The 19774-nt window shown below is 45.4% G+C and carries 17 protein-coding genes; 15 read left to right on the top strand and 2 right to left on the bottom strand.

Annotated features, from left to right (window positions below; all coding sequences use genetic code 11):
- The first annotated feature begins 86 nt into the window (after positions 1-86).
- The 6 genes from metA (at position 87) to CCC70_RS15360 (ending at position 6079) form a co-directional block, all read left to right on the top strand.
- Entirely contained in the window at positions 87-1019 is a 933-nt protein-coding gene (gene metA / locus CCC70_RS15385) for a homoserine O-acetyltransferase MetA (protein ID WP_015524726.1), read from the top strand.
- Between the two features lie 411 nt (positions 1020-1430).
- Positions 1431-2246, top strand: a complete 816-nt coding sequence (locus tag CCC70_RS15380; protein ID WP_021650848.1) for a methyltetrahydrofolate cobalamin methyltransferase — start codon at positions 1431-1433, stop codon at positions 2244-2246.
- 54 nt (positions 2247-2300) lie between these two features.
- On the top strand, positions 2301-2933 hold the full coding sequence (locus tag CCC70_RS15375; protein WP_015524728.1) for a corrinoid protein: 633 nt from the start codon (positions 2301-2303) through the stop codon (positions 2931-2933).
- 91 nt (positions 2934-3024) lie between these two features.
- Positions 3025-4725: an ASKHA domain-containing protein gene (locus CCC70_RS15370; RefSeq protein WP_287085198.1), complete on the top strand. Its 1701-nt coding sequence runs from the start codon at positions 3025-3027 to the stop codon at positions 4723-4725.
- A gap of 16 nt (positions 4726-4741) precedes the next feature.
- Positions 4742-5281 carry a DUF2284 domain-containing protein gene (locus tag CCC70_RS15365; RefSeq protein WP_161208484.1) on the top strand — a complete coding sequence of 180 codons (540 nt, stop codon included), beginning with the start codon at positions 4742-4744 and terminating at the stop codon, positions 5279-5281.
- Between the two features lie 15 nt (positions 5282-5296).
- Positions 5297-6079, top strand: a complete 783-nt coding sequence (locus CCC70_RS15360; protein WP_059085594.1) for an arylamine N-acetyltransferase family protein — start codon at positions 5297-5299, stop codon at positions 6077-6079.
- Between the two features lie 21 nt (positions 6080-6100).
- Here the strand turns inward: CCC70_RS15360 and CCC70_RS15355 are convergent, their stop codons facing one another.
- Complete coding sequence (locus tag CCC70_RS15355; RefSeq protein ID WP_022426480.1) at positions 6101-7681, bottom strand: PucR family transcriptional regulator; 1581 nt, start codon at positions 7679-7681, stop codon at positions 6101-6103.
- A gap of 261 nt (positions 7682-7942) precedes the next feature.
- Between CCC70_RS15355 and CCC70_RS15350 the strand changes: the two genes are divergently transcribed.
- The 8 genes from CCC70_RS15350 to ybaK all read left to right on the top strand — a co-directional run bounded on the left by CCC70_RS15350 (position 7943) and on the right by ybaK (position 17293).
- The gene (locus tag CCC70_RS15350) at positions 7943-9343 is read left to right on the top strand and encodes an MFS transporter (RefSeq protein WP_186582145.1); all 1401 of its coding nucleotides are present in this window, start codon (positions 7943-7945) and stop codon (positions 9341-9343) included.
- A gap of 54 nt (positions 9344-9397) precedes the next feature.
- Positions 9398-10411, top strand: coding sequence for a uroporphyrinogen decarboxylase family protein (locus CCC70_RS15345; protein ID WP_186582144.1), 1014 nt, complete (start codon positions 9398-9400; stop codon positions 10409-10411).
- Positions 10412-10502: 91 nt separating this feature from the next.
- A complete protein-coding gene (locus CCC70_RS15340) occupies positions 10503-10925 on the top strand; it encodes a hypothetical protein (protein WP_186582143.1) in 423 nt (140 codons plus the stop codon).
- A 392-nt stretch (positions 10926-11317) separates the two neighbouring features.
- Positions 11318-11914, top strand: a complete 597-nt coding sequence (locus tag CCC70_RS15335; protein ID WP_186582142.1) for a zinc dependent phospholipase C family protein — start codon at positions 11318-11320, stop codon at positions 11912-11914.
- Positions 11915-12177: 263 nt separating this feature from the next.
- A complete protein-coding gene (locus tag CCC70_RS15330; RefSeq protein WP_186582141.1) occupies positions 12178-14187 on the top strand; it encodes a C40 family peptidase in 2010 nt (669 codons plus the stop codon).
- An 85-nt stretch (positions 14188-14272) separates the two neighbouring features.
- The gene (locus tag CCC70_RS15325; protein WP_286187030.1) at positions 14273-15481 is read left to right on the top strand and encodes a transglutaminase domain-containing protein; all 1209 of its coding nucleotides are present in this window, start codon (positions 14273-14275) and stop codon (positions 15479-15481) included.
- Positions 15482-15530: 49 nt separating this feature from the next.
- Positions 15531-16790, top strand: coding sequence for a DUF4203 domain-containing protein (locus CCC70_RS15320; RefSeq protein ID WP_186582140.1), 1260 nt, complete (start codon positions 15531-15533; stop codon positions 16788-16790).
- 23 nt (positions 16791-16813) lie between these two features.
- On the top strand, positions 16814-17293 hold the full coding sequence (ybaK, locus tag CCC70_RS15315) for a Cys-tRNA(Pro) deacylase (RefSeq protein WP_118752969.1): 480 nt from the start codon (positions 16814-16816) through the stop codon (positions 17291-17293).
- 85 nt (positions 17294-17378) lie between these two features.
- Here the strand turns inward: ybaK and CCC70_RS15310 are convergent, their stop codons facing one another.
- The gene (locus CCC70_RS15310) at positions 17379-19019 is read right to left on the bottom strand and encodes an ABC-F family ATP-binding cassette domain-containing protein (RefSeq protein WP_021650411.1); all 1641 of its coding nucleotides are present in this window, start codon (positions 19017-19019) and stop codon (positions 17379-17381) included.
- 341 nt (positions 19020-19360) lie between these two features.
- Here CCC70_RS15310 and CCC70_RS15305 point away from each other — a divergent pair, with 341 nt between their 5' ends.
- The gene (locus CCC70_RS15305; protein ID WP_110102187.1) at positions 19361-19774 is read left to right on the top strand and encodes an RrF2 family transcriptional regulator; all 414 of its coding nucleotides are present in this window, start codon (positions 19361-19363) and stop codon (positions 19772-19774) included.

Raw genomic sequence — 19774 nt, 5'->3', positions numbered from 1 at the left:
GTACAGACTGGAGATACTTTTTATTTGAAGAAAAAAGCCGAGCGGCTCCTTTATAAGAGACGCTTCATATATAAGGAGGGCAAACAATGCCGATCAAAACACAGGGGGATCTTCCGGTAAAGGAGATCCTGGAGAGAGAAAATATATTTGTAATGGACGAAAAACGTGCCATGCACCAGGATATCCGTCCGATCCATATTCTGATCCTGAATCTGATGCCGCTGAAAGAAGAAACAGAGCTGCAGCTTCTGCGTTCTCTTTCCAATACACCGCTGCAGGTGGATGTGACATTTATGGCTGTGGAGAGCCATGAAGCCAAGAATACATCTCTCAGCCATCTGAACAAGTTTTATGAAACATTCACCGATATAAAGAAACGTAAATTTGATGGAATGATCATCACAGGAGCACCGGTGGAGCAGATGCCTTTTGAGGAAGTGGATTACTGGAATGAGCTGACTGAGATCATGGATTGGACTGAGAAGCATGTGACTTCCACGATCTTTCTCTGTTGGGCAGCGCAGGCCAGTCTTTATCATTTTTATGGCCTGGAGAAAAAACCTCTGGATAAGAAAATGTTCGGACTTTTCCAGCACAGGGTACTGAACCGTAAGATTCCGCTGGTCCGGGGCTTTGATGATGTATTTCTTGCGCCGCATTCCAGACACACAGAAGTTCCTATTGCAGATATCCATGCATGCAAAGACCTTACGGTCCTGGCGGAAAGCGAAGAGGCTGGTCTGTTCCTTGCAATGGCAGAGGGAGGACGTAAAATCTTTGTTATGGGACATCCGGAATACGACCGCGTGACTTTGGATGGCGAATATAAGAGAGACCTTGCCAAGGGTCTGCCTATTGAAATCCCGAAGAACTATTACAAAGATGACGATCCAAACAACAAACCACTCCTCACCTGGAGGGCCCATGCCAACAACCTGTATACGAACTGGTTGAATTATTACGTATACCAGAGTACTCCGTATGACCTGTACGGGACACCGGATTTCAGGGAAATTTAAGGAATATGAAATAAGTGTTAGCATAAGCTCATAAATCATAGACAAATCTATGATTTATGGGCTTATTTTAGATTGCTGCTTACGAAGGTCTTTCCTGAAAAACATTCCTACAAAATGTAGGAATAAATGCAATGTTTATGGTATGAAATGCGGCTGGTTTTTTGCATTTATTTTGATACAATTATTACATAAAAGACATGGAACTGAAATAAGAATTTTTGGTTACTGTTCATTGGTAATATTCCGCGAGGTGATTTTTGTGAGCAAAGGTCACAGAAAACCCGGGAAATACCGCGTGAATTTATGAGATTAGCATAAATTTTGTATATCGCGAAGCGTGTTGCTGAGAACGGAGAGAACAGTAACAGTTCTTGATGCAGGCCAGAATATGTTAACGGGAGGATAAATAATATGATAATCATAGGTGAAAAAATCAATGGATCCATCCCCTCTGTGGCGGAGGCGATCGCAAACAGAGATGCAGAATTCATCAAGCAGCGGGCGCTTGCTCAGGCAAACTCAGGAGCAAGCTATATCGATTGTTGCGCATCTGTTCCGGAAGCAGAAGAAGTAGAAACCTTGAAATGGATGATCGACTGTATTCAGGAAGTGACAGATCTTCCGATTTCCGTAGACAGTCCCAGCGCAGATGTTCTTACAGAAGCTTACAAATTCTGCAGAAAACCGGGTATTTTTAACTCTGTATCCGGTGAAGGGGATAAGATCGATAAGATTTTTCCTCTTATGGCACAGCCTGAAAATAAAGGGTGGCAGGTTATCGCGCTTCTAAGCGATGATACAGGTATCCCCAAAAGTGCGGAAGACAGGCTGAAGGTATTTGACAAGATCATGGCAAAAGCGAAAGAGTACGGAATTTCACCGGATCGTATCCATATTGATCCATTGGTTGAGATGCTCTGTACATCTGAAGATGGTATTGCGATGAATGTGGAAGTAATTTCAAGTGTCCGTAAACAGTATCCAATGATCCACATTACAGCGGCAATCAGCAACATTTCCTTCAATCTGCCGGTACGTAAGCTTATCAATTTCGGATTTGTGGTACTTGCAATGAATGCCGGCCTTGACAGCGCGATCATGGATCCTACAAACAGAGATATGCTTGGACTTGTATATGCAACAGAGGCATTGCTTGGTCTGGATGATTACTGTATGGAATACATCGGAGCATACAGAGAAGGTCTGATCGGACCTGTAAAAAAATAAATAAAATACATATGCGGAATGCGGATAAAAAATAAAAAGCGGAGGTGTTTGATTATGTCAAAAATCACAGAAGTAGCAGAATTGGTAGAAAAAGGAAAAGCAAAACTTGTAGGTGCAGCTGTACAGTCAGCTCTTGATGAAGGCTGTGAGGCAACAGAGATTCTTAACAGCATGATCGATGCAATGGCTGTTGTAGGTGAAAGATTTAAGAACGGAGAAATCTTTGTTCCGGAAATGCTGGTAGCAGCCCGTGCAATGAAAAAGGGTGTTGAGGTTCTGAAACCGCATCTTGCATCCGGCGCTACAGGAAGTATGGGAAAACTTATCATCGCTACTGTAGCAGGAGATCTTCATGATATCGGAAAGAATCTTGTTGCAATGATGATCGAAAGTGCCGGCTTTGAAGTTATTGATCTCGGTGTTGATGTACCTGCATCGAAGGTTATTGAATGTTACAAAGAAAATCCGGATGTTAAGGTAATTGCACTTTCAGCGCTGCTCACAACTACAATGCCGGCTCTGAAGGATACAGTTGCAGCACTTAATGCGGAAGATTTCAGAAGCAATGTTAAGATCATGGTTGGAGGAGCACCGATCACGAAGGAATTTGCAGATGAGATCGGCGCAGATGGATATTCAGAAGATGCAGCAAGCGCAGCAGTTCTTGCAAAAGCTTTGGCAGCATAAGGGAAAATAAAACAGGCCGCTCTGTATTGTCTGTGCATGGCATAGACGGCAGAGCGGCTTTTGCTTTACAGTGACCATCGGAGGGATGAAAATGTACCGAATAAAATTTATCAGGGAGGAAAAGGAGATCCTGGTGGAACCGGGTACCAGGATCCTTGAGGCGGAAAGAAAAGCAAAGCTGGTTCCTGATGCACCTTGCGGAGGCCGGGGAAAGTGCGGGAAATGTCGTGTTAAAATAGAAGATCACATGGTGCTTGCATGTCAGACGGAAATCCACAGTGACCTTGAAGTAGATACATTGTCCGGATGCCAGGAAGAGGAGATCCTTACAGAAGGAATGCAGAGACCGGTTGCGTTCAGGCCTGATCTGAAACAGAAAAAAGTGATTCTTAAGAAACCGGAGACAGGAGACAACCGCTCTGAATGGGAGCGGCTGACAGAACAGTTGGATGTAGAAAAACCTGTTCTGCCTGATACTGAAATTGCATCGAAGCTTTACGGCTGCAGAAAAGAAGCAGAAGAATGGTATGTGATCTGTGCAGGAAATGAGATCCTGGATATCAGCAGAGAAGAGAAAAAAATCTGTTTTGCGGCTTTTGATATAGGTACAACGACGGTGGTCGGCTATCTTATGGATGCATTGACCGGGAAGCAGCTGGCTCTCAAGAGCAGAATGAACCCACAGACTCAGTATGGCGCAGATGTGATCATGCGGGCGGATCATGCTCTGGAGCATGGCGTAGAGCAGCTGACCGGCTGCATACGGAATGCGGTTGATGAAATGCTCCAGGAACTGGCAGAGGAAGCAGGAAGAAGCACATTAGATATCTGTCAGGTATCTGTGGTAGGAAATACCTGCATGCATCATCTTTTTCTTGGGATTTCTCCGGCATCGCTGGTCCATGCACCGTATAATCCGGCGATCAGTCAGGGGCTTACACTGAATGCAGAGCAATATGGGCTCCATATCCACAGAAAGGGGCAGCTGCTTATGCTGCCTGATATAGCCGGGTATGTAGGGGCAGATACCTGTGGCTGCATTTTGACGCTCAGACAGGATCAGCAGAACGAGATCAGCCTTATGATCGATATTGGAACGAACGGGGAGATGGTTCTCGGAAATAAAACGAGATTAGCCTGTTGTTCAACAGCTGCCGGTCCGGCATTTGAAGGTGCAAAGATCGAGTGCGGGATGCGTGGAGGAGCAGGAGCAGTGGATCATGTAGTATACAAACATGGAAAATGGGAATACACGACTATAGGAAATAAGGCTCCGGCAGGCTTATGCGGTTCAGGTCTGATCGATCTTGTGGCACAGCTGTACCTGGCTGGCTTTATTGATGAAAGTGGTCATCTGGAAAGCGGCCAGGAAAAGGCGGGAGTGTTTGTGCTGGTACCTCCGGAAAAGGCGGGAAATGACAGGGGCGTTTATCTGACACAGAAGGATATCGGAGAGGTACAGCTGGCAAAAGCGGCTATCGCAGCGGGAATCTTTCTTCTTATGAAAAGACTGGAGATCACAGAAAAGGATATTAAACGGGTCTATCTTGCCGGTGCATTCGGCAATTACATGAATCCGGAAAGTGCGGCAGCGATCGGGATGTTCCCGGCCGGACTGCTACCCAGTATACAGCCGGTGGGAAATGCGGCAGGCGAAGGTGCCAGGATCGCACTCCTGAATGAAGAGGAAAGAAAAGAAATGGATCGGACTGTCAAAAATATGGATTTTGTGGAGCTGGCAGCTTCGCCGGAGTTCCAGGACTGTTTTGTGGATGGCTTATGCTTTCCGTAATGCGAGGAGAATGGATATGCTTAATATAAAAGAACTGGAAGAGATGGGAAAAAAGGCAGGATTTTCTTATGTAGCACTTCTGAAGAGCGATTCGATCCAGCTTATGCCGGAGGTAAGGGAAATGTGCAAAAATAATACCTGCCATATGTATGCAAAACGCTGGAGCTGTCCTCCCGGATGCGGAGATCTTGAAGTATGCAGAAAAAAGATAGAAAAGTACAGGGAAGGCATTATTGTCCAGACAGTGGGGAAACTGGAGGATCCTCTGGACGGAGAGACGATGATGGAGACCGAAGCGGTTCATAAACAGAATTTTTATGAATTTGAAAAAGTGCTCAGAGAAAGATGGCCGGGCATGCTCCCCATAGGGGCCGGGTGCTGTACAAAATGTAAAACGTGTACATATCCGGATGCTCCATGCCGTTTCCCCGAACAGGCATTTTCTTCGATGGAAGCCTATGGAATGCTGGTAACACAGGTATGCCAGGCAAATGGTCTGGAATACTATTATGGTCCCTGTACGATCGCCTATACCAGCTGTTATCTTCTTGAATAGAACAGGAGTGAAAAAATGAATGACAGAGAACGGGAGGCATATCTGAACAGGATCGGATATGAGGGTGAATTAAGAACAGATAAAAAATGTCTGGAAAAGATAATGGACCTTCATCTTTGCAGTATTCCCTTTGAAAATCTGGAAGTTTTTGACGAGGGAAGGATTCCTTCTCTGAAGTGGGAAGATATTTATGAGAAGATTATTGTCAGAAAACGAGGTGGATATTGCTTTGAGCTGAATAAATTGTTTTATGAGCTTCTGAAAGCTTTGGATTTCCGTGTGATCCCTGTGGCGGTAAGGATATTGTGGAACCGGGAAGAGCTTCCGCCGGTCCTGCACCGGGCAACCCTTGTTATTTTTGAGGAAGGAAGCTATTACTGTGATGTAGGATACGGAGGTCCCGGTCCCAAGAAGCCGGTTCTTATGAAGGATGGTATCCACAGAGAAAAAAACGGATGGTACCGTGTTAACATGAAGCCGGGAAATACAAACGGAGAGATACTTGTTGAACGAAGGAAAGAAGAAAAATATCTGCCAATACTCAGATTTTCACAGACTCCTACAGTAGAAGCAGATTTTGAACTGCTGAATTTCTATTGTGCAAAATCTCCAGATGTATTATTTACCAGAAAAAGAGTAGTGAGCATCTGCAGACCAGAAGGAAGTGTTGCGCTGACTGGGGATGTTCTTACGATCCAGAAGGAAGATGGATCCATTGAAACGAAAATAAGTGATTCGGAAGAAACCATCAGGCTATGGATGGAACATTATTTCGGATTGGAGTTTTTACAGATATAAACAGAAAAAAGGACCAGGTTGTCAGGTGACAGTCTGGTCCTTTTCCTGCAGAAGAAAGCAGAGCTGCAGAAGAAGCCGGTCTTTCGGATTATCCAGATCAACCTTTGTGAGCTTCTGGATGCGCTCCAGACGGTAGGTCAGGGAACTTCTATGTATAAAAAGCTCACGGGCTGTCTGAAGAGAATTGCGTTCATGCTCCAGATAGACCTTGAGTGTGTGATACAGCTCAGTATTGTTTTTTCGGTCATAATTCTGCAGTGCATCCAGTCGTGAAGAGACCAGAAGCTCGGGACTGATCTGATGGCTGATCTGGGAAAGCATATATTCCAGAAGATAAGCATCAAAATGATAGCACCAGGCCATGCTCTGACTTTTTTTGCCCAGGCGCAAGGCGGAAACAGCCTGAATATAGCCCTGAGGGATCAGGAGAAAATCACGAAATTCAGAGCTTACTCCCATTTTAAAAAGCCCTTCGCGCAGGATGATCGCAAGTGAACTGATAACATCGGAAGATACAGAGTGCTTAAAGGACAGATTAACGATCACAACGATTCCCTGCTGATAGGTAAAAGCCAGACCTTCCGGGATCTGGGCTTCAATGTGTCCCAGTGTGGCGATGGAAGAGTGCATACGGTCATCCTGCTGCTGGGTTTCCAGACGAAGTACAAGATACCGGTCATGGCGATTCCAGTTCAGATACTGGATCTGATCGGTAACTGCTTGTAGTTCTGTGAGCTTTCCGGAAAGATACTCCGTGAAAAACTGCCGGGAGTCATTTCCCATTGAAATTTGGAACAGATTGTGTCGACGGATGCACAGCTCGATAAAGGAGCCAAGATACTCAAGAGCAGAAAAATGTCCGGGCTGTATCTCCGTCTGGAGCTCATCCACACAAAGCCGGCCCTGATAATTGCCGCTGACCCAGAGATTCATGTAGAGGATACGATAACCGCGGAGCTCTTCGGAATAAATATTGGCGCCGTGGGTGATAAGTGTGCGCTGGTATTCGGCGTCAAGCTTGAAATCCTGAATCAGGCTTAAAGGTGCGATGAGTCTTCCTGTACGCTGGTCATGGACCCATTCGGACATACCGGTTACGTGCCGGGGAGAAGAAAGGATATAAAAGTTGGTGTCGTGGGCAAAAACCGGATTATGAAATATATCCAGACTGGCTTCCAGCATTTCATTCAACGGATCGATACTTCCAAGTGCAAGCTGGAGTTTACTGTCCCAGTCAGAATATCTGTCAAAGGTCTGCTGTATTTGGTTGAAGACCTCAGAAAAAGAAAGGGTTCCCTTAATGTGAAGGATCCTGCAGCTTTCGGAAAAGCAGGAAAGATCACCGGAGCCCACCACTACAAATGCGATGTTCTGGTATCGCAGGAAGCTTTCGGAAAGAGAATTGCCGAAGACAAGATAAAGGTAGCATGGCTTCAGCAGGGCTCCTGCCTGATATATGCGAAGACCATCCAGCGTCAGGGGGTCTTCACGGCAGAGGATGGAAACATCCTCTTTTTTCTCCGCAAAATCGTCAGCAATGATCTGGAGATTAAGATGGAAGCCTGTATGCGGGCTATTCACGAAATGCTCTCTTTTGTTCAAAATATTTCCTCCAATTCATAAAAGCCTTGTATTTATAGGAAATTATAACATATTAGACGGAAAATAAAAAGAAAACGGAGAGAAAATTATTTGTGCATATTTACAATAATAACTATACAAAAAGTATGAAGCATTGGAGAAAGAATGAAGAAGTATGCGGATTTACGAACAAGAAAAAAACAACTATACTGTAATCATCAAAGGTAACGTGAAGTTGTGGAAATGGCCGGTCCCACAAAAAACAGCGAAGGGGGAAAGAAAATGAGTAAAAATGAAATACCGAAACAAGATCCGAAACAGAAAAAGGGTCTTACAAATGCCCTGAAATATTTCTTTGGTGTTGGTGATGCCGGATTTGTTCTTATGAGTAATATTGAGACATTTTACTTTATGACATTTCTGACGGATCTGGCTGGTTTTGCAGCTGGTGTAGCTGGTGTGATCAATTCCGTATTTACCATTGTTGATGCATGTCTGTCCTGGCTTTACGGAGGAATCATCAATGGCACAAAAGCAAAGAAATGGGGGCGTTATCGTTCCTGGCTGATCATGGTTCCGTGGATGGTGCCGTTTCTGTACGCATTCATGTTCATACGTGTCAGTGATAATGAATGGCTTTCGGCAGTGGTGATCATTGCCGCATCCATCGCATCTCATGTGGCATGGAATTTCAGCTATGTTGCCAACGCAACCCTGATCAGTGTTGTTGGTAAAACACCGGAAGACAAAGCAACGCTTGCATCCTCCAGGGCAACCTGGAATAACATAGGCGGTCTGTTGTTTTCCTATATGGGTCTTCCATTTGCAACACTTCTTGCCGGATATGTCGGTGAGAAAAATAAATTTGCAGCAGCAGCTTTCTGCCTGGGTATTCTGATGGTCGTAACCTATTTTGCCCATTTCAAGATGACGGAAGGCTATGAAGAGATTGAAACGGAAACAGCAGGAAAGAAAAATGACAAAACAAAGATCACGATCAGAGAGATGTTTGCTTCCCTGTTTCAGAATCCGCCTCTTATGGTCCTGATGCTGGCAGACCTTGCAAAATGGTGTGTGAAATTTGTAACAGCAGCATCAGCTATTTACTATTTCAGGGATGCAATGGGAAATCCGGGACTGATGACCACTTATCTTCTCTGGGTTGCCATCGGTGCCATCATCGGAGCTTTTTCCATGAGATACATTGCAAAAGCAATATCGTCCCGTACAACTATGATCATTGCTTATGCAGGAATGGCAGTATCACTGTTCCTTGTATATATTTTCTATGGAAATGCAATGACAGTGATCGCTCTTATGACACTTGCCCAGTTCTTCTACGGTATGGCTTTTGCAGCTTCACCTGCACTTTATGCGGACACTGTAGTGTATGCAACATGGAAGAGCGGAAAAGATGCATCCGGATGGATCATGGGATTACAGAATCTTCCGCTGAAGATTGCCGTATTCTTAAGAGGAACGATCCTCAGCGCCTGTCTTGTGGCGGTAGGCTGGAAATCCGGAGTTGTTCTTGAGGGAACGGCCCGTCAGGGAATGACGATTTCCTTTGCACTTGTTCCGGCTATTTTCTGTCTGGCAGGTCTTCTGCTTCTGGTGTTTGGATTTAAGATCACAAAGGAAAAGGTTCTTCAGTATCAGGCTGAGATTGACGCAAGATCATAAAGATAAGTGATCGGGTATTTTGAAAGATCACAGGATAATAAAGGAGGAAGCATTATGTTGAAAGCATCGGAGATTTTACTTGAAACGATAAAAAAGGACGGCAGGCCAGAACGACTTCTGAGACAGTATGAGGGTGCGACCTTTTACCCGCCGAACCCGGCAAATAATTATGTGCGTGGAAACCGTCACCGTGGTATGGAGCCTATGAAGGATCTTTTCGGAACTGAGATCCTCTGGCCTCAGGAACAGCTGGCTGCAATGCCACATGTAACAGAGGACAACAAGGTCATTGATGATATCACAGAATGGAAAGAGCAGCTGGTGATCCCGGATATTGTCGGTCAGTGCTCGGATCCGGCTTTATGGGAACCATTTAAACAGAAGGCACAGGAGATAAAGGATTCAGGAAGCCTTTTCATGGCATTTATGCCTACAGGTGTTTTTGAGAGGCTTCACTTCCTGATGGGATTTGAGGATATGCTGGTGAACTTCCTTCTTGAGCCGGAGGATATGATGGATCTCTGCAATGCCATTGGAGAGTACCGTTTTCAGCTTACAAAGCTGATCGTTGATAATCTCCACCCGGATATCATCCTTTCCCACGATGACTGGGGTTCCAAGCAGTCCCTGTTCATCAGTCCGGACACATGGAGAGAATTTATCAAACCACAGTATGAAAGATCCTATAAATATATGAAAGACCATGGAGTGATCGTCATGCATCACGCAGATTCCTTCATGGAACCGATCATAGAGGATATGGTTGATCTTGGGATTGACATCTGGCAGGGAACACTTCCGCAGAATGATATTCCGAAGCTCCAGAAACAGCTGAACGGAAGAATGACACTTATGGGCGGAATCGATGCTTCTATTGTAGACCGTGTGGATTCTACAGAAGAAGAGATCCGTAAGGAAGTCAGAAGAGCATGTGAGGAGTATGCACCAAACGGACATTTCATTCCATGTATTACCTATGGAGGTCCCGGTTGTCTGTTCCCTCATGTAGATTCAATTATTGATGACGAGATTGAAAAATATAATAAAGAGGTATATGGAATTCATTAAAAGCGCCAATTGAATAAAAAAGAACCTCAAGGTATGATTGAGTTGCATCTTGGCGGATGTAAACAAAACAATCAAGCACTGGAGGTTCCAAATGAATTATACACAGAATGAAAAGATTGAGCAAGTAACAGATTCAACAATGGTTGTCGGAGTTGATATCGGAAGCCAGATACATTATGCAAGAGCTTTTGATAACAGAGGACGCGAACTTACAAAACGTATTTTTTCTTTTCATAACGATCTGGAAGGGTTCAATTTTTTCAACCTTTGGGCAGAGACACTTAAGACTGAGAATAAAAAGACTGCAGTTCTGATAAGAGACCTGGTATACAGCCGTGACGGGATCATGAAGCAGCACAACATATCTGCAAACAGGATCCAGAGATGGCTTGCAATACATTTCCCGGAATATCTGGGATTATATACACGATTTGATGCAATAAGCGGCCTGGCAGTGCTTGAAAAAGCACCATTGCCAAAAGATGTGATTGCGCTTGGAGTAAATGGGATCTGAAAGATCTGGCATGATAAAAAGATGCGTGGCAGAGGAGTTACTGAAGATAGGGCAAAGACCCTGGTTGAAGCTGCGCACAACAGTGTTGGACTTGACGGAGGGATTGGAACAAAAAGTGAATTGTATATGCTGCTCAGGTTTCCAGCACGGTTTATCTTTGCGGAGAATCGAAGACAAGTACCGTCTGGGCATCTATTGATCTGAAGCAGCGGCAGCTTTTTGATCTGGATTAAATTTACATAATCTTTATTTGATTATTTGAAAAAACAGTGCTATAGTAAAGTTGGTTCCGGTAAACGGATGATTTATGGATCCCAGAAGAGGACCGGGCGGAACCAAATTACTGTTGACCGGTCAGGATCTGGATCAGGAAAGAAGGAAGAGGGAAAAAATTGCGTAAAAAATCACATATACTGTTAGGCAGATACCTGGCTGACCAGATGTCTGAGGTGTACAGTCTCCAGCAGCACAGAAAAGCGTTTTGCCTGGGCAATATCATGCCTGATCTGAAACCATCGTTTCTCACCACCAGACATGAGTTTTTCGGAACATTCGATTACCTCCAGAATAAGATGAGGGCGCTTGTCGAGAAGAACCCGGAGGAAGAGAATGCCAGAGTATACTGGAGAAGATTCGGTGAGGTCATGCATTATATGGCTGATTATTTTACTTTTCCTCATAACAAAACATACAAAGGAAATCTTGCAGCACATAATTCTTATGAAGCTGAGCTGAAAAACCGCCTGAGAGAATGTATCCTCAGCGGCGCAGCAGACAGCCAGCTGGAAGAAGCGAAGCAGTTTGAAAGCTTTGAGGAACTTGTGGAATATATCCGTGAGCGTCATGCATATTATCTGGAAAGCCCGCGGTGCATTGCCGATGACATCCGTTTTATCCTTCGGGTGTGCTATCAGGTTGTACAGGGGATTTTTCAGCTCTGTGTCAGAAAACAGTTTCATATGGGCGGACAGCCGGCAGTGACTGTCTGACAGTATATAAAAAGCCGCAGTGTGTGAGAGCACTGTGGCTTTTTTACGTTATGGTAAACTCTAAAAAATCTTACAAAAATATGAATAAAAAGTGAAAAATAGATGAATTGAAGGAGATATCCTACCAGAACAGTTGATTTCACGATTTTCGTATGCTAAAATAAATTGAATTAAACTTTAAGTTATCAAACGGTTTAAGGCAGACCTTTATTATAGGGGAAGTAAAGGGATGTTCAAGGAAAGAAGGGAGCATCTTAATAAATATGAAGAACAAGTACCTGAATAAGTTTTTTTGCATCACGATGTTATCAGCTATGGTACTGGCAGTTCCAACCGGAGTAAAAGCCGCCGAGGAAGCAGATAATATTGTTGCTGAGGAAGGTGTTTCGGGAGACGGGAGTGAGGTAAGTGAACCGGAAGTTCCGGCAGATCCGGTGCCGACAGCTGCGCCGCAACCGGAAATAACTGCTGCACCTGAACCGGAACCAACTACAGCACCGGAGCCAACTACTGCACCGGAACCAACGGAAACACCGGCGCCTGCACCGACGGAAACACCGGAGCCAACCGCAACACCTGCACCGACGGAAACACCGGAGCCTACAGCGACACCTGCACCAACGGCGACACCGGCACCGACAGCGACACCTGCACCAACTGCAACGCCGGAACCAACCGCAACACCTGCACCGACGGAAACACCGGCCAGGGATGATTCTGCAAAGGTACAGGCGGTGATCCGGAAGATCAAAGCACTGGCAGGCAGAACGATCACAGCAGCAGATAAAGCTGAGATAGAGAGCGCACGTGCAGCTTATGAGGCGCTGTCTAATACAGAAAAGGCCAAAGTTACGAATTATAAGATTCTGACGGAGGCAGAAGCCAAGCTTGCAGCTGCCGACAAGAACGACAGTGATAACAAAAAAGACAACAAAAAAGATGATAACAAAGATACAGAGATCACAGATGGAAATAACGCAACAGCAACACAGATCGGAGATCCTGTTTATGTGACAAATATGGTATCCAATCTTCATGCGGGCAAGGATTTTTATCTGGATAGTCTTAAGAGCAATTATCATCTGTCCTTCTCTGATGATTTTGCTTCTGTAATGGAAGAGATCGAAAGAGAATATAAAGAGAAGAACAAGCTTACCGATACGGAGAATACACTTCTGGTAAGAAACTGGCAGGATATCCTTGCTGTTTATATTTACGAAAAGAGCAAAGCAGGAGCAACGTCATTTACATTGGATGCATCCTGCAAGGATGATCTGGCAAGGATCTTTGCGGAGATGAACCCCATCGTCAGGGACAAGCAGGATATTACCAAGATATCCTACGGAAATCGCAAGATCAACTACTACATCAAGAAGAACAATATTGCAAAGAAAGACAGAAGCGTCCTTAAGAAATATGTGGAAACAGACTGTAAGCTTCTCTGTGCGGTAGTTACCGCATCCAAAGGCTTTGTCCGTGAAAGCGTGGGAGACAATGTTTCTGAGGATCGTGTAGATGTTATCACCGCAGCGTATTCACTGGTTGGTAAGGTCGGATATTTCTGGGGCGGTAAATCTACGGTGATCGGAGAAGATCCAAGCTGGGGCTCCGTTGAGAAGGTATCTGCAGACGGCAGCAGAAGCTCCGGTACGCTCCGTGCATATGGTCTGGACTGCAGCGGCTTTGTTACCTGGGCAGTGATCAATGGATATAAGGATCAGGGAATGCAGGCAGCAGTTGGAGACGGAACCTCTGACCAGTGGGAGAAGGCCGGTGTTGTCAGCGAAGCAGATGCACAGCCAGGAGATCTGGTATTCCAGAGAGGACCGGAAGCAGGAAGCAACAACCACGTTGGTATCCTGTGCGGAAAGACGGATTCCGGCGACTGGATCGCAGTACATTGTTCCTCAAGCAAGAATGGTGTAACGGTTGGTGAGGCATACAGTGCAAGCTTCCGTTATATCAGAAAGCCATCCTTCTATCAGGATACAACGGCGGAGGAAAATGAGACCACAGCTACAGAGAATGATGTTCTGACAGAGGAGAGTGCAGAAAAGCTCCTCACGGATGTGGTTAGATCTGATGCACTGAAGGATGCACTGGCATCCGGTGATACTGTTTCCAGTGACCTTCTTGCAGATTTTAAGAATAAGGCTTTGCAGGAGGATGAGGAAGAAGATGAAGTTGAGACGCTGACTCTGGATCAGGAGACCATGGACGATGCAGTGGATACATTTGATGATGATGTAGAAACACTGGAAATGGAAAACTAAGGGACAGCGATTGAAGATAAGGGCAGTCTCCCACGGGAGGCTGCCCTTTCTTACAATCGCTGCTTCAGACATAGGACATGATATTATGAAAAAAAGAAATTTCTGCCCCATGGCAGCCGCAGTGCTTACAGCTGCAGTGATCCTTCAGCCCTTTAGCGCTTCGGCAGGGGCACTGGGTCAGATCCGCTCCATAGCAAAGAGCATTATTTCAGGCGAACCAAAGGAAGTAGAGGAACTGCGTCAGATGGAGGTTGCCCAGAGCGAAGAAGGGCATCAGGAATATTATTTCAAACAGCTTACGGAAGAAGAGCAGAGAGTATATCGGGAGCTGCTGAAAGGAATCCGTGCCCGGGAAAAGGAGTTTTATCTGACGATCTCCGATGATGACAGTATTGACAGAAGCTATCATGCAGTATTGAAAGACCACCCGGAGATATTCTGGGTCCACAATCGTGAAAAAATCTACAAAACTACGTATTCAGACAGTGATTACTGCGTTTTTACTCCGGGCTATACTTATACAGACAGCGAGATCGATGAGATACAGACGGCCATGGAGCAGAGCTTTCAGGAGGTCAGAGCCCTGATTCCGGAGGATGCCGGTGACTACGAGAAGGTACGCATTGTTTATACGTATGTTATTGACCATACCCAGTATCAGACCGGGGAGGATGATCAGAGCATAGCAGGTGTTTTCTGGAAAAAATCCGCAGTCTGTGCCGGATATGCAGGAGCTGTCCAGTATCTTCTGGAAAGGATGGATATTCCCTGTATTTATGTGGACGGAAGCACAAAAGGAAGTACAGAGGGTCATGCATGGGATATTGTAAAAATAGGCCAGGAGTATTATTATGTAGATGCTACCAATGGGGATCAGCCGGATTTTTTAAATGGAGATGCCGCACAGCTGGAAGAACATAAGACGATCATTTACGATTATCTCTGCCCTTTCCCGGAAGAATATGAAAAAACCTATACACCATCGGAAGAACTGACAGTTCCGGCATGTACTGCGAAGAATCTGGATTTTTATGTGCTGAACCAGGGGTACTTTGAAGATTACAGCTGGCAGGACATATATGATTATTGTAAGATGAGACTGGATAATGGTGCGGCTGTAGTTCGTTTCAAGTTTGGCAGTCAGGAAGCTTTTTCCGAAGCCTGTCAGGAACTGCTGGATGATGGCGTGGTACAGAATGTGGCACAGTATTATATGAAACTTCACGGACTTGGTCAGGTGGAGTATCATTATGGAGTGATGGATAATTTTTATACCATATATTTTATTTTCTGAAACATCTTCGGGAAGATTTCCGGAGGTTTTGGAAAGAGAGGAGTAAGTTATGAATATGGATATGTTGTCAAGAGGATTTGATATACTGCAGAGAGCAGGAGGTATGGAACAGATCAGCCAGCTGATGGTGATCGTATATGGAGTGCTCTGCGTTTTCGGGCTTTTGAACTGTATCCTGGGATATCGTATCCTCCGGTTCTGGATGATGATCTTTGGATTTATCATCGGAGCAGGCGCCGGCTTTGGTGTAACCTATATGTCCGGTGTTCAGGATAAAATGGTGATCGCAGGTGCCATGGCGGGACTGGGGATCGTACTGGCTGTTGTTTCGTTTCTGATCTACAGGGCCGGAATCTTTGTACTGGGATTTGGTATCGGAATAACATTGAGTATCTATCTGATTCATCCGACCAGTTCTTTTTCCTTTTTCCTGTGCATCCTTATCGGCGTGGGACTGGGAATACTTGCTATGCGTTATGCGAAAGGAGTGATCATTGTCGGAACCAGTATACTGGGTGGTGTTCTGGCAGGATTATCCATTGCAAAGATCGCAGGGCTGGCGCAGTTTCCATATGGCGTCGGTATGGCAGCGGGAATTGCGATCCTTGGTATGCTGATCCAGTTCGCCATCAACAAAGACCGATACGATGAGGAAGATGACGAAGAAGAGGATGACGACGATGGAGCTCTGCCGGAGGAGACCAGGAAGCCGGCAGGAAGGGATCGTAGAGGAAACAGCCGTGAATATACCTCTGACCGTAACAGGGACGATCACAGATATACATACGAAAACCGGGCAAACGATGACCGGGAAAGCCGGGGTGAAAGACGTTCCCGCAGACCATCTGACAGAGAAGGACGCAACTCTGACAGACGAGAAAGAAATTATGCAGACAGCCGAAAAAGATCCGGAAGCGAAAGAAACAGCAAAGGCAGTTCCACTGAAAGAAGAAGCACTTCCGGAACCTCCGGCAGAAACAGAACCTCCGACAGAAATTATGCTTCGGATGACAGAAGAGGCCGCAGATACAGCCAGAGCAGCAGCACCAGGGAACGAAGGAATGCAGGAACGGGAAGCAGATCCCGCTATGCAGATCCGGAGGATCATGAAGACTATGATCGTTTTGATGAGTCGGAAAACAGGGACAGCTATGAAGATTTTGAAAAACTGCAGCAGAAAAGACGCCGGATGGATATTGAAAATATGGCGGATTTTGATGAGCAGGAAGAATATGGAAATTACAGGAATAACCCGGATCTGATGAATGATGAGGATCTGGATGAGCTTGATGAGTGGAAAGACAACTGAGAAAAATCCGAGGAGTGACAGAAATGGGAAAAGAAGCCAAAACAAACGCGATGAGAATGCTGGATCGAAAAAAAGTAAAATATGAAGCGCTCGCATATGACTGTGGAGAGTTCATAGATGGGATCCACTGTGCAGACATTACAGGAGCCCCTCATGATCAGTCCTTTAAGACCCTGGTCATGGAAGGGAAAAGCGGCGGCTACTATGTGTTTGTAGTTCCGATCGAGAAAGAGGTGGACCGTAAGGCAGCCGCAAAGTCTGTAGGCGAAAAAACAGTAGATATGATCCATGTAAAGGATCTTACAAAGATCACGGGCTATATCCGCGGAGGCTGCAGCCCTCTTGGAATGAAAAAAAATTATCCGGTGGTGTTTGACCAGTCTGCCGAAAACTTTGATGAGATCTATGTAAGTGGTGGAAGAGTAGGCCTTACCCTGAAGGTACCGCTTAAAGATCTTCTGGATGTAACACAGGGCAAGCTTGCTCCGATCACCATGGAGTAAGCGCATATAAAACAGATAAAAAAACTCCCCTGACTGCCTGTAAAGGCGGAAGCAGGGGAGATTTTTTGTTACAGAAGCATGGGATTTAGTTATCCTGTGCGTCCTCTTCGTTAACCTGGAATACGTGACGCTTCTTGGCCATTTCGTCGCTGGCAAGATACTCGTCGTAAGTGGTGATCTTGTCTACCAGCTTGCCGTTAGGAAGGATCTCCATGATGCGGTTTGCAGTTGTCTGTACAAACTGGTGATCGTGTGAGGTGAAAAGGATCACTCCCGGGAATTTGATCAGTCCGTTGTTCAGTGCTGTGATAGACTCCATATCCAGATGGTTGGTTGGCTCATCCAGGATCAGGATATTGGCACCGGAGATCATCATCTTGGAAAGAAGACAGCGAACCTTCTCACCACCGGAAAGAACACGGACACGTTTTACACCATCCTCACCAGGGAAAAGCATACGGCCAAGGAATCCACGGACGTAGGTTGCGTCCTTGATCTCGGAGTACTGTGTCAGCCAGTCGGTGATAGTAAGGTCGTTATCGAATTCCTGTGTATTATCCTTCGGGAAATATGCCTGGGAAGTGGTAACGCCCCATTTGTAATTTCCTTCATCCGGCTCCATTTCACCTGTAAGGATCTTGAAGAAGGTTGTGATGGCCTGCTCGTTGGCGCCCACAAAGGCAACCTTATCTTCACGACCAAGAGTGAAGGAAATGTTGTCCAGAACCTTTACTCCATCAATGGTCTTGGACAGATTTTCCACCATGAGGACCTCGTTTCCGATCTCACGGTTCGGGCGGAAGTCGATGTATGGATATTTACGGCTGGAAGGACGCATGTCATCCAGCTGGATCTTTTCCAGGGCACGCTTTCTGGAAGTCGCCTGCTTGGATTTGGAAGCATTGGCGCTGAAACGGGAGATGAACTCCTGGAGCTCTTTGATCTTCTCCTCTTTCTTTTTGTTGGCCTCTTTCATCTGCTTGATCAGAAGCTGGCTGGATTCAAACCAGAAGTCGTAGTTTCCGGCATAAAGCTGGATCTTGCCATAATCGATATCAGCAGTATGTGTGCAGACCTTGTTCAGGAAATAACGGTCATGGGATACTACGATAACCGTATTGTCAAAATTGATCAGGAACTCCTCCAGCCATTCGATAGCAGGAAGATCCAGGTGGTTGGTCGGCTCATCAAGAAGAAGGATATCAGGATTTCCGAAAAGAGCCTGTGCAAGAAGAACCTTGACCTTCATACTACCGGTAAGGTCTGCCATCTGTGTATAGTGGAACTCGGTGTCGACGCCGAGACCGTTGAGAAGAGTAGCAGCATCGGACTCTGCTTCCCATCCGTTCATTTCTGCAAACTCACCCTCAAGCTCGCTGGCACGGATGCCATCTTCGTCTGTGAAATCTTCCTTTGCGTAAATGGCTTCTTTCTCTTTCATGATCTGATAGAGTCTTTCATTACCCATGATGACAGTATCCAGAACCGGATAAGCATCATATTTGAAGTGATCCTGCTGCAGGAAAGAAAGTCTCTGACCGGGGGTGATCACAATGTCGCCCTTGGTAGGCTCAAGCTGACCGGAAAGGATTTTGAGGAATGTAGATTTTCCTGCGCCGTTGGCGCCGATCAATCCATAACAGTTACCCTCTGTAAATTTGATGTTAACGTCTTCAAACAGCGCTTTTTTTCCAACGCGCAGTGTGATGTTATTTGCTGAAATCATATCATACCTCTTTTTTCATTAAATAAATATCGTTTCAATTACATACGAAAGCATTACAATCGTTTCCTATTGTACCGTAAACTGAAAAATTTGCAAGCTGTATTTTCCTTTTTTCGGCTAAATAAAGGAAAAACAGGGGATTACTATGAATCACAGGAAAATAATAACCTTTTATTATATAAAAAAATGGGTTATACTGTCGTATGTGGTAATGAAGTATTCCGGGGATATGGATATCCGGCTCTCTGGCACATCAGAAACACCCAGGAACGTGGCAGATCGGATGGAATGCGGAAACTATCATAAATCAGCAGCTTAGTTGAACAGAAGAGAGGTTAAAAATGTTTATCACCAGAGAAAGCGATTATGCGATGCGGGTTATCCGCGCATTGATGTGGGAGCCGCGTTTGAGCGTCAGCGAGATCTGTGAGAGGGAATCGATCACAGCACCCTTTGCATACAAGATACTGAAGAAGCTTCAGAATGCAGGGCTCGTGGAAGGATACCGCGGAGTTCATGGCGGTTACGCGCTGAAGAGAGATCCGGAAGAACTGTCGTTATATGAGATATACAGTGCGATCGATCCGGATATGTCCATCATTGAGTGCCTGAACGGCACATATCAGTGTCCAAGGAACGGACAGGACGGAGTTCCCTGCCATGCACATGATGAGCTTAAGGAGATCCAGGATCAGCTGTGGACAATGCTCCGTCGGAAATCCATGAAGGATCTTTTCGGAAAAGAGGAGAAGTGA

The sequence above is a fragment of the Blautia sp. LMAG:89 genome, assembly GCF_008679485.1.
GTDB lineage: Bacteria > Bacillota > Clostridia > Lachnospirales > Lachnospiraceae > Blautia_A > Blautia_A fusiformis.
This window is presented reverse-complemented; position numbering and strand designations above follow the sequence as displayed.

Excerpts from the sequence above, each read along its gene's own strand:
- metA (WP_015524726.1), top strand. The coding sequence starts at position 87 with ATGCCGATCAAAACACAGGGGGATCTTCCGGTAAAGGAGATCCTGGAG.
- CCC70_RS15380 (WP_021650848.1), top strand. The coding sequence starts at position 1,431 with ATGATAATCATAGGTGAAAAAATCAATGGATCCATCCCCTCTGTGGCG.
- CCC70_RS15375 (WP_015524728.1), top strand. The coding sequence starts at position 2,301 with ATGTCAAAAATCACAGAAGTAGCAGAATTGGTAGAAAAAGGAAAAGCA.
- CCC70_RS15370 (WP_287085198.1), top strand. The coding sequence starts at position 3,025 with ATGTACCGAATAAAATTTATCAGGGAGGAAAAGGAGATCCTGGTGGAA.
- CCC70_RS15365 (WP_161208484.1), top strand. The coding sequence starts at position 4,742 with ATGCTTAATATAAAAGAACTGGAAGAGATGGGAAAAAAGGCAGGATTT.
- CCC70_RS15360 (WP_059085594.1), top strand. The coding sequence starts at position 5,297 with ATGAATGACAGAGAACGGGAGGCATATCTGAACAGGATCGGATATGAG.
- CCC70_RS15350 (WP_186582145.1), top strand. The coding sequence starts at position 7,943 with ATGAGTAAAAATGAAATACCGAAACAAGATCCGAAACAGAAAAAGGGT.
- CCC70_RS15345 (WP_186582144.1), top strand. The coding sequence starts at position 9,398 with ATGTTGAAAGCATCGGAGATTTTACTTGAAACGATAAAAAAGGACGGC.
- CCC70_RS15340 (WP_186582143.1), top strand. The coding sequence starts at position 10,503 with ATGAATTATACACAGAATGAAAAGATTGAGCAAGTAACAGATTCAACA.
- CCC70_RS15330 (WP_186582141.1), top strand. The coding sequence starts at position 12,178 with ATGAAGAACAAGTACCTGAATAAGTTTTTTTGCATCACGATGTTATCA.
- CCC70_RS15325 (WP_286187030.1), top strand. The coding sequence starts at position 14,273 with ATGAAAAAAAGAAATTTCTGCCCCATGGCAGCCGCAGTGCTTACAGCT.
- CCC70_RS15320 (WP_186582140.1), top strand. The coding sequence starts at position 15,531 with ATGAATATGGATATGTTGTCAAGAGGATTTGATATACTGCAGAGAGCA.
- ybaK (WP_118752969.1), top strand. The coding sequence starts at position 16,814 with ATGGGAAAAGAAGCCAAAACAAACGCGATGAGAATGCTGGATCGAAAA.
- CCC70_RS15310 (WP_021650411.1), bottom strand. The coding sequence starts at position 19,019 with ATGATTTCAGCAAATAACATCACACTGCGCGTTGGAAAAAAAGCGCTG.
- CCC70_RS15305 (WP_110102187.1), top strand. The coding sequence starts at position 19,361 with ATGTTTATCACCAGAGAAAGCGATTATGCGATGCGGGTTATCCGCGCA.